General features: G+C 33.2%; 11 protein-coding genes. 5 read left to right on the top strand and 6 right to left on the bottom strand.

Going from position 1 to position 15,551, the window contains the following annotated elements; translation table 11 throughout:
• Position 1: 1 nt before the first annotated feature.
• Positions 2-1,411 (bottom strand): DUF4403 family protein, encoded by a 1,410-nt coding sequence (locus tag IEV15_RS12550; protein ID WP_188362880.1) that lies wholly within the window; start codon positions 1,409-1,411, stop codon positions 2-4.
• Between the two features lie 134 nt (positions 1,412-1,545).
• Between IEV15_RS12550 and IEV15_RS12545 the strand changes: the two genes are divergently transcribed.
• From IEV15_RS12545 to tsaB, 3 genes are all read left to right on the top strand, one after another.
• On the top strand, positions 1,546-2,985 hold the full coding sequence (locus IEV15_RS12545) for a TolC family protein (protein WP_188362879.1): 1,440 nt from the start codon (positions 1,546-1,548) through the stop codon (positions 2,983-2,985).
• A gap of 3 nt (positions 2,986-2,988) precedes the next feature.
• On the top strand, positions 2,989-4,287 hold the full coding sequence (locus IEV15_RS12540) for an efflux RND transporter periplasmic adaptor subunit (RefSeq protein WP_188362878.1): 1,299 nt from the start codon (positions 2,989-2,991) through the stop codon (positions 4,285-4,287).
• Positions 4,288-4,383: 96 nt separating this feature from the next.
• Positions 4,384-5,043, top strand: a complete 660-nt coding sequence (tsaB, locus tag IEV15_RS12535) for a tRNA (adenosine(37)-N6)-threonylcarbamoyltransferase complex dimerization subunit type 1 TsaB (RefSeq protein WP_188362877.1) — start codon at positions 4,384-4,386, stop codon at positions 5,041-5,043.
• A 7-nt stretch (positions 5,044-5,050) separates the two neighbouring features.
• On the opposite strand, the gene IEV15_RS12530 is transcribed toward tsaB, so the two are convergent.
• The 5 genes from IEV15_RS12530 to IEV15_RS12510 form a co-directional block, all read right to left on the bottom strand.
• Positions 5,051-5,740, bottom strand: coding sequence for a hypothetical protein (locus tag IEV15_RS12530; protein WP_188362876.1), 690 nt, complete (start codon positions 5,738-5,740; stop codon positions 5,051-5,053).
• An 11-nt stretch (positions 5,741-5,751) separates the two neighbouring features.
• Positions 5,752-6,588, bottom strand: a complete 837-nt coding sequence (locus IEV15_RS12525; RefSeq protein WP_188362875.1) for a mechanosensitive ion channel family protein — start codon at positions 6,586-6,588, stop codon at positions 5,752-5,754.
• A gap of 81 nt (positions 6,589-6,669) precedes the next feature.
• The gene (locus tag IEV15_RS12520; RefSeq protein ID WP_188362874.1) at positions 6,670-7,134 is read right to left on the bottom strand and encodes a YtxH domain-containing protein; all 465 of its coding nucleotides are present in this window, start codon (positions 7,132-7,134) and stop codon (positions 6,670-6,672) included.
• A 59-nt stretch (positions 7,135-7,193) separates the two neighbouring features.
• Positions 7,194-9,215, bottom strand: coding sequence for a thioredoxin domain-containing protein (locus tag IEV15_RS12515; RefSeq protein ID WP_188362873.1), 2,022 nt, complete (start codon positions 9,213-9,215; stop codon positions 7,194-7,196).
• Positions 9,216-9,271: 56 nt separating this feature from the next.
• On the bottom strand, positions 9,272-9,472 hold the full coding sequence (locus IEV15_RS12510; RefSeq protein WP_188362872.1) for a dodecin family protein: 201 nt from the start codon (positions 9,470-9,472) through the stop codon (positions 9,272-9,274).
• Between the two features lie 136 nt (positions 9,473-9,608).
• Here IEV15_RS12510 and IEV15_RS12505 point away from each other — a divergent pair, with 136 nt between their 5' ends.
• Both IEV15_RS12505 and IEV15_RS12500 read left to right on the top strand, forming a co-directional pair.
• Positions 9,609-11,864 (top strand): inorganic phosphate transporter, encoded by a 2,256-nt coding sequence (locus tag IEV15_RS12505; protein WP_188362871.1) that lies wholly within the window; start codon positions 9,609-9,611, stop codon positions 11,862-11,864.
• Between the two features lie 211 nt (positions 11,865-12,075).
• The coding region (locus tag IEV15_RS12500) for a lamin tail domain-containing protein (RefSeq protein ID WP_188362870.1) at positions 12,076-15,551 on the top strand (3,476 nt) is incomplete at its 3' end.

Below are 15,551 nucleotides of genomic sequence, written 5' to 3'. Positions count from 1 at the left end.
TTTATTCCATCCCATCAATTGTAATATTCAATTGACCTCTTGTTTTCAAATACGCAATAATCGCCTCGTTTGTTAATTGGATTTTTCTAAATTCAAAATCATCTAAATCACCATTTAAAAAGACCCCTTTTATTGGCGAATAGTTATTTAAATAAGTCAAAACATTTTGTTTGCCTTCTTCTAAATTAGGTTTGATGGAATAACGACAACTTTCTTGAATTTTTCTTAAAACATAACCTTGAGCCAGCCAATTTGCTGTTCGAGTCAAAACGCCTTTTGTATCCAAAACATAATCAAGTTGATCAAAGTATATTTCTTTAGTTTCTGCATTGTATTGCGGAAATCCCGATAAATAAATGGTTCCGTTTATGGAGCCGCTCATCTCTAAAGCTATAATCATTTTACCTTTTTTATGCCACAAGTTTACATTTATAACTTTTACTTTTCGACTTCCTTCCCCAAATGTTTGACCGTTAAAGTTTTTAGTCATAATTTTTGAAGCATCAGCATAAGTTGAAACAGCAATTATGTTGGCCGTAATTTTGTCAGGCATTGAGGAAACGGGTTTTAGGATCACTTTATCTTTTTCAAACTTTTTTTCAGGTTTGTTACCAACAAAGGTTTCCATCAAACATTTTAATCCCATTTCAATCTGAATGGCTTGTGCATCAACTGTTGCTTCTTTACTATAGACTTCAATTGGCACCAATCGAAGCCAACTTTCATAGGTTTCGCTTAATTCAAAAGGTGTTGCAAGTTGGTCTAAAGCATCCAACACTTGTGGTTTAAAGTTCAGCGATTCTTTGATTGAAGTGTCTATTGTTTTTTCAATTTTGGATTTGAAAATTCTAATAGTTGGATTAATGATATAAGTAATCGGAACATTTTTTCCAGCAATAACAATGCTTGGACTCTCGCTCCATTCTAAGGATTGAAGCGTTGTGTTAGTTTTTAATTGCCAATTAGTTAATCCTACATCACTCAGAACAGTAACAATTCCGTTAAGATTGAATTCTTTATAATCATAGAGTTGTATTCCCATTTTGTCAAAGCCATATCGATATTTTGCTTGAACTTTTAGCGGTAATACTGTTTTTATTTTAGTAGTTTTACCATCAACAACCGACATAATTCTAATGGGAGCTTGTTTCCAAATTTTCATTTCCAAGTTGTCATCAGATAAAATACTGTCATTGTAAATAAGTCCGGTTAAATACTTATTCATTTGTGATTCAATATCTTTTATTTTTATGGTAACGGGAACATTTATAAACGATGTTTCGCTTTCAACAGCTACAGATTTTGCTTCATCAGGTTCCGGTTTTAAAGTTTCAATTTTTTGTAAAGTAGAGCAACCAATAAACCCAAAAAGAACTAAAAAAAAGATAGCTATAATTAAAAGTAGTTTCATTTGACATCCGTAATTTTGTGTAAATGTAAATTTTATTTGAAATATTTTCCATATATCTGTAACACAAATAATTTTTATGCGTCAAACCAACGTTGACAAGACAATTTTTAAATAGATAATAGAAAAGAATTTACATGAATATAAAAAATATAGTTTTAGCTTTATTTCTGATTTCTTTTTCGATTGTTTCAGCTCAGGAAAATAAAAAATGGACGCTTCAAGAATGTGTTAACTATGCTTTAGAAAACAACATTTCTATAAAAAGTTCTGTTTTAGATACAGATTTGGCTGAAATAGAAAAGAAAGGAGCAATTGGAAACTTTCTGCCTTCGGCCAATGCCTCTTCTTCTCATAGTTGGAACATTGGATTGAATCAAAATATTACAACAGGTTTGTTAGAGAATCAAACCACACAATTTACATCGGCGGGATTTAATGTGGGTGTAGATATTTATAATGGTTTAACAAATCAAAATAGATTGCGAAGAGCAAATCTTTCAAGAATAGCATCTCAGTATCAATTGACCAAAATGCAGGAAGATATTGCATTGAATGTAGCCAATTCTTTTTTGCAAATTTTATTCAATAAAGAGAATCTTAAAGTTCAAAAAGAGCAATTAGCAACCAATCAAAAGCAATTAGAACGTTCTGAACAATTGCTTGATGCAGGTGTTATTCCCAGAGGTGACTTGTTAGATATGAAAGCAACCGTTGCCTCAGATGAACAACGTGTTATTTTGGCTGAAAATGCTTTATTAATTTCAAAGCTTAGTTTGGCTCAACTTTTACAACTTGAAGATTTTAAAACTTTTGATATTATAGATCAGGAATATGATGTAGTACAAAGTCCGTTGTTACTTCAAACACCTGAATCAATTTATGAAAAAGCAAAAGAAAACAGAACCGAATTAAAAATAGCGAAAACAAATCTGGAAATTGCAGAACGTGATTTAGCTATGTCTAGAGGAGCTTATCAACCAAGATTACAGGGTTTTTATAGCTTTAGTACCAGAGCAACCAGTTTAGAGCGAGTTACAGGAATTGCATTAAATCCTACCAATCCAACCAGTGTTATTGGATTTGTTGAAGACACTTCACAAAATGTGGTGCAACCCAATTTTAATCCGGTATTAGGCAGAGCTCTTCCCATATTAGATCAATTTGAAAATAATAAAGGACAAAATTTCGGATTTCAATTAACGATTCCAATTTTAAATGGATTCTCTGTGAGAACAAATGTTCAGCGTTCAAAAGTGGCTTTAGAGCGAAGTAAAATTTTTTATGAACAAGAAGAGTTAACTTTGGAACGAAATGTTTTCACTGCTTTTACTGATGCAAAAGGAGCTTTAAACGCACATGAAGCAGCATTGACCACTTTGGAAGCCAGAGAAGAATCGTTTCTTTATGCAAAAGAACGTTTTGATGTGGGATTAATGAACGCTTTCGATTTTAATCAATCACAAACGTTGTTGGCAAATGCACAGTCAGAAGTTTTACGAACCAAGTATGATTATATTTTCAGAACCAAAATTTTAGAGTTTTACTTCGGAATTCCAATTATTCAAAATAAATAAATTATGTCAAAAAAGGTATTATATAGAGTTATTGCTGTTTTTGTAGTGTTGATTATCCTTTTAATTGTTTTATCAAAAGCCGGTATAATTGGCAAAAAAGACCAAGGGAAAGAAGTGGAAATTAGCAAAGTAACGTCGATTACATTAATTGAAACTGTTTCAGCTACCGGAAAAATTCAACCGGAATCAGAAATCAAAATTTCTTCTGAAGTTTCGGGTGAAATTATTGAATTACCTGTAAAAGAAGGCGATGTGGTTAAAAAAGGTCAGTTGTTAGTGAGAGTAAATCCAGATCTTTACACTTCGGGACTTAATCGTTCTGTTGCGAGTTTATCTAACACAAAAGCCGGATTAAGTCAAGCTGAAGCTCAATTCAGAGAAGCTCAAGCCAATTATTCAAGAAATAAAACTTTGTTTGAAAAAGGCGTAATTTCAAAATCAGAATGGGATCGTTTTGTTGCCGCTTTCGAATCGTCAAAAGCAGCAAAAGATGCCGCTTATTATATGGTTCAAAGTGCTTCTGCAACGGTTACTGAAGCAAGAGAGAACTTAGGAAGAACTACCATTTTTGCACCTGTTGACGGTACAATCTCAAAATTAGATGCAGAACTTGGTGAACGCGTTGTTGGAACCCAACAAATGGCAGGAACTGAGATTCTTCGTGTTGCTAATTTGAACAATATGGAGGTGGAAGTTGATGTGAATGAAAATGATATTGTTAAAATAAACATTGGCGATTCGACCAACATTGAGGTTGATGCTTATTTAAAAAAACAGTTTAAAGGCATTGTTACCAGTATCTCTAATTCAGCCAGTAATGCAGTAACGGCTGATCAGGTGACCAATTTTAAAGTGAAAATTAGAATTTTAAAAGAATCGTATGCTGATTTAACAGAAGGCAAACCTGAAAATTTTTCACCTTTCAGGCCTGGGATGACAGCCACAGTTGATATTATAACCAAACGAAAAGAAAATGTATTGGCAGTTCCAATTAGTTCGGTAGTTGTAAAAACTGATACAACAGGAGGAAAAAAATATGAAATTGCGGACGAAACTAAAGGCACATCAAAATTAGACAAAAAAATGGAATGTGTTTTTGTTAAGGACGGGGATGTTGCTAAAATCAGAGTTATAAAAACGGGTATTCAAGACGATACTTATATCGAAGTTTTAGAAGGTTTGAAAAAGGATGAAGTAATTATTGTGGGTTCTTATACCATGGTTACTAAAGAACTGAACTCTGGCGATCGAGTATTTGTTAAAAACGAAGAGGAAAAGCAAAAGTCTAAGCCAAAAAAATAGCATTCGCAAAGAATTAGCTTTTAAAAGGATTTAAAATTTCAGTTTTAAATCCTTTTTTATTTTATAGTATCTTTGCCGTTCTTCATACAAATTTTTATGTGTTATATATTAAATATTGAAACGTCAACTAAGAATTGTTCAGTTACTTTGGCCTTTAATGGCGAAATAAAAAGCAGTAGAGAGGTAGCTGATTTAGGATATTCACATGCAGAAAAGCTTCATGTATTTATTGAAGAAGTTTTAAATGAAAAGGGTTTAAAAATTTCTGATTTGAATGCTGTTGCAATTAGTATGGGTCCGGGTTCTTATACCGGATTACGGATTGGTGTCGCAGCCGCAAAAGGATTGTGTTATGCTGCCGATATTCCATTGATTGCATTAGATACGTTAGAAATTTTAGCACGTCAAACTAAAGTAGCTGATGGCGTAATTATGCCCATGATAGATGCCAGAAGAATGGAAGTTTATACGGCTACTTTTGATAAAGATTATAACAAAATTACTCCAACACAAGCAATAGTTGTTACTGAAGAATTTTATAAAAGTGCAACTGACAATGTAACACTAATTGGTGATGGAGCGGCTAAATGTATGCCTTTCTTAAAAGAAGCACAATTTATAGTTCAAACAGAAATAATTTACCCATCTGCATTGCAAATGGGTAAGTTAAGTTTTGAAAAGTATACTAATAATGACTTTGTAGACATTGCGTATTTTGAACCTAATTATTTAAAAGAGTTTTACTCAAACAAATAAAAGGTAGTTATAAAATTCCATTAATGTAAGAGAATAATCTATCAAGATTTTCTTCTTTTGTTAGAGAAATATTATTGTCTTTAATGAATTTACTAATTTCTTTCTCTTTAGCAGGGAAAAGTTTGTCTAAATCTTTCTTTTTACGAGAGAAATAAACAGCTTCAGCGTCATTAATTTTCACATAATAATCAGGATCAACCTTTCTGTATTTAGCCGGACTTGCAACTTCATAACTGTTTTTTGGTTCTACAGCAGGGTCAACTACAATTTTTTCTTTTTTGAAAAATTTAACCTTGTCATAATCACTTATGAAGTTTAAATATCCTGATTGGAATTCTCCTTTTTTATCAAAATAATCAGTATAAATATAATTGAAGTTAGCAACAGAAGTAATTAATAGGTTTTTTTCAGGAACCAATATGCTGACTTTATTCCCTTCTATGATCTCGATCTCGTCATCATGTGCGTTGTATTTAAAAAGAATATTTTCAGTAGCATTAGATACTTTACCTGAAATATAATTTTCGAGAACGTAAGGCGAACCAGTAACTATTGGTTTTGACTTTGTATGTCCTCTAGCATTCATATCGTTTTGTAAACGAATTAATTGTTGCGTGTCTTCCATGTAAGTTTGTGAAAAACCTACTGAAAAAAAGCTCAAAATTCCAAGTACAGAAAAAATTAAATTAGTTTTCATGATATTTTTATTTAAGTAGTTATAATATGTAAATCTCTTTGTGGAAAAGGAATCGTAATTCCATTTTCATCGTATTTTAGTTTTATTTGTTCTAATATATCCGAACGCATTTCAAAAAAATCTTCTAGTTTAGCCCATGGACGAACAGCCAAATTTATAGAACTGTCTGCTAAGTCTTTAACTAATACCATTGGTTTTGGGTCTTCTAAAACTTTAGGATGTGCTAACATCACTTCCATCGCCAACTCTTTTGCTTTTTTAATGTTGGAGCTGTAACTGATTCCGATTGTCAAATCAGCTCTTCTTGTTGTTGCAAAAGTGTAATTTATAATTGTTCCGTTTGATAATGCACCATTTGGTACAAATATAGTTTGATTATCAACGGTAGACAACTGTGTTACAAATATTTGAATTTGTTTTACAGTTCCCATAACACTTTGAGCTTCAATGAAATCTCCAACTTTAAAAGGTTTGAACATGATGATTAAAACACCTCCTGCAAAATTAGCTAACGAACCCTGTAATGACAAACCAATTGCCAATCCGGCAGCACCAATAATAGCTACAAACGATGAATTTTCTACACCTAATCGAGAAATTACTGTTACGAACAATAATATTTTTAATGTCCAAATTAAAATATCAGCCAAAAATTTTGAAAGGGTTGGTTCCATTTCACGTTTAATCATGATGCTCATGATTAATTTTTTGATTAATTTAATGGCAGTCCAACCAATAACGAAAATGATTGTTGCCGATATTAATCTCGGCGAATATTCCATCAAAACATTTGTAAAATAATCCCAATATCGGGTAATAAAATCGGCGTTTATTGTAATTAAATCCATAAAAAAACTCTCAAACAACTTTTATTTGAGAGTGCAAGATACTATATTAAAGTTTATTTTATTTTAAAAAAAGATTAAAGTTTAGTCTGCATTTTCGTCAGCAGCTCTTCTAACTTCTTCAATTTTTTCTTCTAAATCTCCTGTTACCTCATCTGTTTTTTCTCTCACTTCTTCGGCAACTTCTTCCGCCTCTTCAGCAAATTTAGAAACAGTATCTTCGGTTTTTTCGGCAGCAGGTGCTGTGTAGTTATGGATTTTTTCTTTAACATCATCTGCTAAATTACCCAACTTTTCTTCTGCTTTTTCAGCAAAATCGGTTACAGATTCTCTTGCTTTTTCAGCAAAATTTTCTACTTTTTCTTTTACTTCAGGATAGGACTCTTTGGCATTTTCTACTGTTTTTTCAATATAATCCTCTGCTTTAGAAGCATATTCTGAAGCTTTTTCTTTAGCTTGGTCTAAAACTGTTTCTGCTTTTTCGGTTACTTCTGACGCCGTTTCTTTGGCAGAACCGAATAAATTCTTAAAAAAATTACCTAATCCCATTTTGTTTATTTTTATTTGGTGAATGTCAAATTTACGAAAAAAAGCTAACGATTTTATTTTTAGTTATTTAAATCTTTATAAACTTGTTTGAGACTTTTTGTTGGAGCTAAACAACTTTTGTTTTGACATACATAGAATGTATTTTTTGGTCCGGAATATCTGTTTTTTAAAAATGGTAATTCACTGTTTTTATCACACCCTGCAAGTAAAACTTTTGGATAGTAACCAGTTTTTATTTCCTTCAAAAATCCAATATGATTTTCACCACATACTGCTACTTCTTTTTGATAATTCGAAAAATGCAATGCAACACTAAGCCAATTTGAAAAAGCGGAAGGATAATCTATAGCCGCAAAAACACTCGCTGCCATTTGACGAGCAATGTCTTCATAAAAAGTATTTTCAAAATAAATACTTAATTTAAATAAGTTTGATGCCATTACTGAATTGGAAGCCGGTATCACGTTATCTTCCAATTCATAGTGATTTGAAATTAAAGCAGCATCTAAATTTGAAGTAAATCGGAAGAACTTTTTATCTACATCATAAAAATGATCCATACAATAATTGGTTAAATTTTTTGCGTGATAAAGCCACATTTCATCAAAAGTGGTTTCATAAAGAGCAATTAAGGTGTCAATCACAAAGGCATAATCTTCTAAAAAACCATTGATTGTAGCTTTTTCATTTTTATAAGTATGAAATAAATTTCCTGATTCTGACATTAGAGTATTCAGGATAAAGTTTGTGTTTTTGACAGCAATGTTCAAATAATTTTCATTTTCTAAAGCTTTACTACTGTCAATAAATCCTTTGGATAAAATGGCATTCCATGAGGTAATGCATTTGTCATCCAATCTGGGTTTTGGTCTTTTTTCTCTTTCTATAAACAAACTGTTTTCCCATTTTTTCTTCTTTTCTTGAAGTTCCACTGTTTTTAAATTGTTTTGATTTGCAATTTCTTCAAGGGTGTCCGTTTGAATTAAAACATAGTTTTCTTTTTCCCAATGACCAAATTCATTGACGTTAAAAACTTGACTAAACAATTCAAAATCGTCTTTCAAAATGTGGTTCAACTCCTCTTTGGTCCAAACATAAAAAGCTCCTTCTTCCAAATGATTTTCTTTATTCAGACTGTCAGCATCTAAAGCGGAATAAAAACCTCCTTTTTTGTTTAGCCATTCTCGTTCAATAAATGAAATTGTTTTTTCTATTACTTCTTTATAGATTATGTTTTTACTAATTTTATAGGCATCGGCATAAAGTGATAACAGCTGGCCGTTGTCATACGCCATTTTTTCAAAGTGTGGTACATGCCATTTTACATCTACCGAATACCTAGAGAAGCCACCGGCCACGGTATCAAAAATACCTCCGAATGCCATTTTTGTGAGTGTCAGATTTACATAATTAAGCAGCTTTTGATTTTTTGTTAAGTAACCATATTGAAGTAGGAATTGATAGTTGGTAGGCATCATGAATTTTGGAGCACGAGTATAACCTCCAAATTCCCAATCAAAACTTTTTTCCCATTTAGCAATAAAGTCTTCAATTTTATCAAGATTAATAACATCTGCATCCAATTGTTGCTCAATTAGTCCGAAGTTTGTAATTCCCGCATGTAATTTTTCGGAGTAGTCCAACATTTTTTCGGGTTGGTTTTTATATAGTTCTTGAAGTTGTTCCAATGTATTTGTCCAATCGTTTTTTCTGAAATAGGTGCCGCCCCAAACCGGTTTTCCATCTGGGAGACAAACTACATTTAATGGCCAGCCACCTCTGCCTGTCATCAATTGAACGGCTTTCATGTAGATGGCATCAACATCCGGACGTTCTTCACGGTCTACTTTTACCGCAATAAAATTTTGATTCATTATTTCTGCCACTTCTTCATTTTCAAAACTTTCATGTTCCATCACATGGCACCAATGACAGGTTGAATAACCAATGCTAACAAGTATAAGTTTCTTTTTTTCTTTGGCCGTTTTGAAAATTTCAGGGCTCCATGCTTTCCAATGCACGGGATTAGTAGCATGTTGGAGTAGGTAAGGACTTGATTCTTTGTGTAGTTCGTTTGACATATTTTTATAAAAAAAGCGTTCCTTTTGAGAACGCTTAAAATTACAATTTTAATTTATTATTCTAATTCAAAAGTGATTTTTAGATTCACTCTAAATTCCAAAGTATTGTCTTCTTTAACAACGGCACTTTGGTCTTGTACATAAGCAGAACGAATGTTTTTTAAGGATTTTGCTGCTTGCGTAATCGCTTTTCGTGTGGCGTCTTCCCAACTTGTTTCTGAACTCGAAAGTACTTCGATAACTTTTAATATGGCCATAATGATTTATTTTAATGTATAAAGATAACGATTTTTCTTAATTTTATCAAATCATTTCAATTTAAATTGATAACATTCACTTAACATTAGATTGAAATAGTTAACGGAATTTTGCAAAACATTTTTAACCATTATAATGGAACAAATTTATATTGTGATGCTTGTTGTATTAGGCATCTTAGCTATTACTGATTTAGTTGTAGGTGTTAGTAATGACGCAGTTAACTTTCTTAATTCTGCGATTGGCTCAAAGGCAGTTTCTTTTAAAACAATTATGATTGTTGCCAGTTTGGGTGTTTTAGTTGGTGCTTTGTTTTCCAGCGGAATGATGGAAATTGCCCGAAGCGGAATTTTTGTACCCTCCATGTTTAGCTTTAATGATGTCATGATCATTTTTTTGGCGGTTATGATATCGGATATTTTGTTGTTGGATGTTTTCAATTCAATGGGATTACCAACATCTACAACCGTATCTATTATTTTCGAATTATTAGGAGCGGCTGTGTGTTTGGCTATTTACAAAATTTATACATCAGACGATAGTTTTGATAATTTAAGTGCTTATATCAATACTAAAAAGGCAACCGAAATTGTCACAAGTATACTTTTGTCAGTTGTGTTGTCGTTTACACTTGGTAGTTTGGTTCAGTATGTTTCAAGATTGATATTTACTTTTCAATATGAAAAAAGAGTAAAATATATTGGTTCTGTTTTTGGAGGTTTAGCAATTACTGCGATTACTTTTTTTATTTTGATTAAAGGTTTAAAAGGTGTTTCTTTTATTTCAAAAGAAAATTACCAAGTGATAGTTGACAATCAGTGGATGATAATTGGCATCAACTTTTTAGTTTTTACCCTTTTGTCTCAACTGTTAATGAGTGTATTTAAAGTGAATATTCTTAAAGTTATTATTGTTATTGGAACATTTGCTCTGGCTTTAGCTTTTGCCGGAAATGATTTGGTCAACTTTATAGGTGTTCCAATTGCTGCTTTTAATTCGTATGAACTTTTTATTGTTTCAGGAGTTTCAGGAGATTCATTCATGATGGGTGGTTTAGCTGATGAGACGATTGTGGCTCCGTTTTATTTTCTATTGTTTGCCGGATTCGTGATGGTTATAACGCTTTGGACCTCTAAAAAAGCAAGAAGTGTTATTGATACCGGGGTTAATTTATCAAGACAGGGTGATGGAGTTGAACGTTTTTCACCCAATATTTTATCTAGATTTATAGTTCGTTCAGGAATTTATTTAGGTCAAGGTATTAACTATTTTTTACCTCAGTCGATTCAATTAAAGATTGACAAACAATTTGAAAAACCTGTTGTTGTTAAAGGTAAAAAGAAGAAAGATGAACCTGCTTTTGATATGGTTCGTGCTTCTGTGAACTTAATGGTTGCCAGTATTTTGATTTCACTCGGGACTTCATTAAAACTGCCATTATCTACAACCTATGTTACTTTTATGGTAGCAATGGGATCTTCTTTTGCTGATAGAGCTTGGGATAGAGAAAGTGCTGTTTATAGAGTTGCAGGAGTTTTTAACGTTATCGGCGGATGGTTTGTCACTGCTTTAGTGGCTTTTGCCTCTGCCTTTATAGTTGCTTATTTCTTAAAAATAGGTGAGGTTTTTGCTTTTATTGCTTTATTAATTACTCTGGCATTATTACTTTATAGAAGTTCAAGAAGACACACTAAGAAAAAGAAAGAAGAGGAAGATTTACTAAAATTAAAGCGTGAAGATATTGTTACTATAAATGAAATTATAAGTGAGTGTTCTGACCAAATTTCTAGAGTTATAGGAACAACGAACAAAATTTATAGTGATGTTATTGATAATTTAGGGTTGCAAGATTTAGGTAAATTAAAAGAAAACAAGAAGGCACTCAAAAAGCTTGAAAAAGAAGTTGATGAACTTAAAAGTAATGTATATTATTTCATCAAAAACTTAGATGAAACTTCGGTTGAAGCCAGTAAGTTTTATATTATGATTTTGGGTTATTTACAGGATATGATTCAATCGTTAGGATTTATAACTCAAAATAGTCATTCTCATGTGAATAATAACCACAAGCAACTCAAGTTTAATCAAATAAGAGATTTAAAAAGTGTCGATATAGAACTACAAAAACTTTTTGATGATATTCAAATCATATTTGATCAAAATTCGTTTGACAAACTTGAAGGAGTAATTAAACAAAAAGCGGAAATTCATTTGCATGTATCCAATTTGATTCAGAAACAAATTGAACGAATTAGAACTGTTGAAACCAGTCCAAAAAACAGTAAGTTATATTTTGCTTTGTTATTAGAATCAAACGATTTAATAAAAGCAACGATGAATTTACTTGAATTGTTCCAAGAGTTTAATTTACATGCAAAGTCTAAAGTTTAGTATTTTTTAAATATATATAAAGAAAAATCTCGGATATAGACCCGAGATTTTTCTTTTCTACAAACTATAAGTTTAGACCTACAAAACTATTCACGAAAACGATTGAGTTAATTTTTAAACTTTCAAATTTGTGCATAATAATGAATTTTTAAAGGTTTTATTTGTAGATTTAATAACTTATTACACTCATAATTCAATATAGTTTAAAATCGTGATTAATTCTACCTTAAAAAAATCTGTCAATAGTATTTTGTTGCTATTGCTTCTTACTTCATTTGTTGGCTTTACTCAAAATTTATTATTCAATGGTGATTTTGAAAGCGGAGGCAATGGAATTGGTTTTAATTTAAATGGGGCCGGTTATACGTTGTTAACTCCACCTTACTCAGGAACAACCATTGCCGGAAATTATGCTTTTACATCAAACCCTCAACCTTTAAATACAGCTTTTTTTATTAACGGTGGTGATCATACCACCGGAGCCGGAAATATGATGGTAATTGACGGTAACACTACAGGTGGTCAACAACGATTTTGGAGAGCCGGAAATACGGGTGGCGGCGTTTGCGGATTAACAGTTGGCGTTACTTACACTTTTAGGTACTGGATAAAATCAGTTGCTACAACTGTTGTAGATAATGCAACTAGAGCAGATATTGGTATTCAGTTTAACAATGTTAGTACTTTTTCATTAATTACCGGTGCGACTTTGGCACCTTTGCCTGCTGCGGGCTGGCAACAAGTGGTTTACAGTTTTGTGCCTTCAAACGCATGTGTAAATATTGAATTGTTCAACAACAATACTAATGCAGTTGGTAATGATTTTGCTGTTGATGACTTTGCGGTGCTAGCACCATTACAGCCGCTTTCAATAACTTATTCTTCTACTAATTCTTCTTGCTTTAATGCAAATGATGCCTCAATAATTGTTTCAGGAAATGGAGGTATACAACCTTATGTTTCCTATTCCATAAGTGGTCCTGTAAATGAAACAAACGGCACGGGAGTTTTCAATAATTTATTACCCGGAACTTATACTTTGTCAGTTACCGACAGTAACAATCCGCCATCAGTAGTCAATTTAACTAATGTTGTCCTTTCTGAACCTAATGGTTTAACTGTTACTCCTGATGCTCAAATTTGTTTAAATAATTCAATAACGCTAAATGTTACCGGTGGAAACGCCTATAATTGGACTGCTTCACCTGCAGATCCTTCTTTACTTACTCCAACTAGTAATGCTCCAACGGTTTCACCGAGTCAAACTACCACATATACGGTTACTTCAAGTGTTTCAACCACCCAAAATTTAATTTTTAATGGTGATTTTTCACAAGGAAATATCGGTTTTACTACAGACTATTTCTATACTCCTGTAAATCCATCAGGAGGACAAAAAATTTATACGGTTGCACCCAATTCTCTAGCCTGGTTTTTTGGTTTTTCAAACTGTTTCGACCATACAACAGGGACGGGGAATATGATGATTGTTGATGGATCAACCTCAAATGGAGGGAATGATAAAGTTTGGTGTCAAACCGTTACAGTTCAACCCGGACAAAATTATACGTTTAGTTATTGGGTACAAACCATTGCATTGCCAAATCCAGCCAATATTGAAGTATTGATAAATGGCGTTTCAGTAGGACAAGCGTTTGCTCCCGGAACTTCTTGTTTGTGGGCTCAACGCTCTTATACTTGGAATTCAGGAGCAAATACCACAGCAGAGATCTGCATTTATGATAGAATAACTACAGTAAACGGGAATGATTTTGCTTTAGATGATATTACTTTTACTTCAACAGTAACCTGTATTTTATCTGAAAATGTAACGGTTACAGTAAACACCGCTGATCCAATTATAGGATTTGATTATGCCACTCCTATATGTACGAGTAATTCAACAACGTTATTGCCAAATCTAGCAACTGATTTTACTGAAGGAGGTCAATTTTCAGCTTCACCTAGTGGATTGGTAATCGATCCTTCGACCGGAGAAATTACGCCGTCATTGAGTACTCCGGGAACTTACGAAATTTTATATTTGATAACTGCCAATGCTTGTTTGAATGGGGCAAGTTCTTCTTTTGTAATAGAAATTAGTCCTATTCCTCCAACGCCTGATGTTATTGTTACCTCGCAACCAAATTGTGTTACCACTGTTGGAGCAATTGAAGTAGTAAGTCCTTTATCTGCAACGCCACCTCCAACTAATTTATTTATTTCAGAAGTTACTGATGAAGATGTTGGTGCCTTAACTTATGTAGAAATTTTTAATGGCACCGGTAACCCAGTTAATTTAGCTAATTATAAAATCAAAATTTATAATAATGGTAATGCATTTTCATCCTGTGAGATTCCTTTATTTGGTACTTTAGCGAATAGTAGTGTGTTTGTGGTTTCGGTAGGTTCTGCTGTGAATCAAGGAGGTGTAGTGCCAAATTTAGTGGTTGCTTCGTGTGCCGGAATTAATAATAATGACAACATTCGATTAACAACCAATACAGATATTGAAATTGATTTGTGGGGAAGAACCGATGGCGTAGCCTTTACTCCTGCAAATTTGCCCGGTTATACGTATAGAAGATTGGCCAATTCTAATCCGCCAAGTTTGGTTTGGAATCCTTCTGATTGGTTGGCAATTGATCCGCAAGATTATTCAAATGTTGGTACCTATGCGTTTTTAACATCCGCTTATGAATACAGTATTGATGGTGTGACTTATCAAACTAGTCCCATTTTTGTAGGATTACCACCTGGAACTTATCCGGTTACGGTACTGGATACCACAACAGGATGTGTTTCCAATAGTACTACGATTGTTATTGACCCAATAGCAGTTGTTCCGGAGGCAACATTTTCAGTGCTTTCTCAACCGAATTGTTTAACACCAACAGGGACAATCGAAGTACTTTCGCCTTTAGGTGTCAACTATCAATATGCATTAGATGGAATTAATTATCAATCTTCTGTCACTTTTGCCGGTCTTCCTTCCGGGAATTATTCTTTAACTGTTTTTGATGCCGTTTCCGGATGCGTTTCAACCGGTGTGAATGTTCTAATAAATTCAATTCCAGCCAATCCAAATACTCCTGTAGTGAGTGCTCAACAGCCTAGTTGTTTTCAGCCTTTGGGTTCCATTCAAGTACAATCTCCAGTTGGAAATACTTTCAACTATGCTTTAAATGGTGGTACTTTTCAAGAAAGCCCTATTTTTTCAGGATTATTACCCGGAAATTATTCCATCCTAGTTCAAGATATCACTACGGGTTGTATTTCCAACCCTACCAATCAAACCATTGGCGATTTACCGGCAAATCCGGCAGTTGCAACATTTCAGTTGTTTCAAGCAGGCTGTCAAAACACTACGGGAGGGATAGCAATAACTTCCCCTTTAGGAAGCCAATTTATTTATAGCGTTACTAGCGGAACTTTTCAAGTAAGTCCCACTTTTACAAATTTACCGGTAGGAAACTATGAAGTTGTGGTTCAAGATGCTGTTACCGGATGTGTTTCAGATCCTGTATCCTTTGAGATTCTGTTGTTGGATTTTGATGTAATTGCCAACACCCCAACGCCGTTAACCTACTGTGATCCGAACAATGACAATGTTGGTATCTTTGATTTAACAAGTGTTGCTAACCAAGTAACGGGAGGAGCAGCGACTTCGACCATTAGCTACCATGA

Source organism: Flavobacterium orientale, assembly GCF_014638005.1.
GTDB classification, from domain to species: domain Bacteria; phylum Bacteroidota; class Bacteroidia; order Flavobacteriales; family Flavobacteriaceae; genus Flavobacterium; species Flavobacterium orientale.
This window is presented reverse-complemented; position numbering and strand designations above follow the sequence as displayed.

Excerpts from the sequence above, each read along its gene's own strand:
- IEV15_RS12550 (WP_188362880.1), bottom strand. The coding sequence starts at position 1,411 with ATGAAACTACTTTTAATTATAGCTATCTTTTTTTTAGTTCTTTTTGGG.
- IEV15_RS12545 (WP_188362879.1), top strand. The coding sequence starts at position 1,546 with ATGAATATAAAAAATATAGTTTTAGCTTTATTTCTGATTTCTTTTTCG.
- IEV15_RS12540 (WP_188362878.1), top strand. The coding sequence starts at position 2,989 with ATGTCAAAAAAGGTATTATATAGAGTTATTGCTGTTTTTGTAGTGTTG.
- tsaB (WP_188362877.1), top strand. The coding sequence starts at position 4,384 with ATGTGTTATATATTAAATATTGAAACGTCAACTAAGAATTGTTCAGTT.
- IEV15_RS12530 (WP_188362876.1), bottom strand. The coding sequence starts at position 5,740 with ATGAAAACTAATTTAATTTTTTCTGTACTTGGAATTTTGAGCTTTTTT.
- IEV15_RS12525 (WP_188362875.1), bottom strand. The coding sequence starts at position 6,588 with ATGGATTTAATTACAATAAACGCCGATTTTATTACCCGATATTGGGAT.
- IEV15_RS12520 (WP_188362874.1), bottom strand. The coding sequence starts at position 7,134 with ATGGGATTAGGTAATTTTTTTAAGAATTTATTCGGTTCTGCCAAAGAA.
- IEV15_RS12515 (WP_188362873.1), bottom strand. The coding sequence starts at position 9,215 with ATGTCAAACGAACTACACAAAGAATCAAGTCCTTACCTACTCCAACAT.
- IEV15_RS12510 (WP_188362872.1), bottom strand. The coding sequence starts at position 9,472 with ATGGCCATATTAAAAGTTATCGAAGTACTTTCGAGTTCAGAAACAAGT.
- IEV15_RS12505 (WP_188362871.1), top strand. The coding sequence starts at position 9,609 with ATGGAACAAATTTATATTGTGATGCTTGTTGTATTAGGCATCTTAGCT.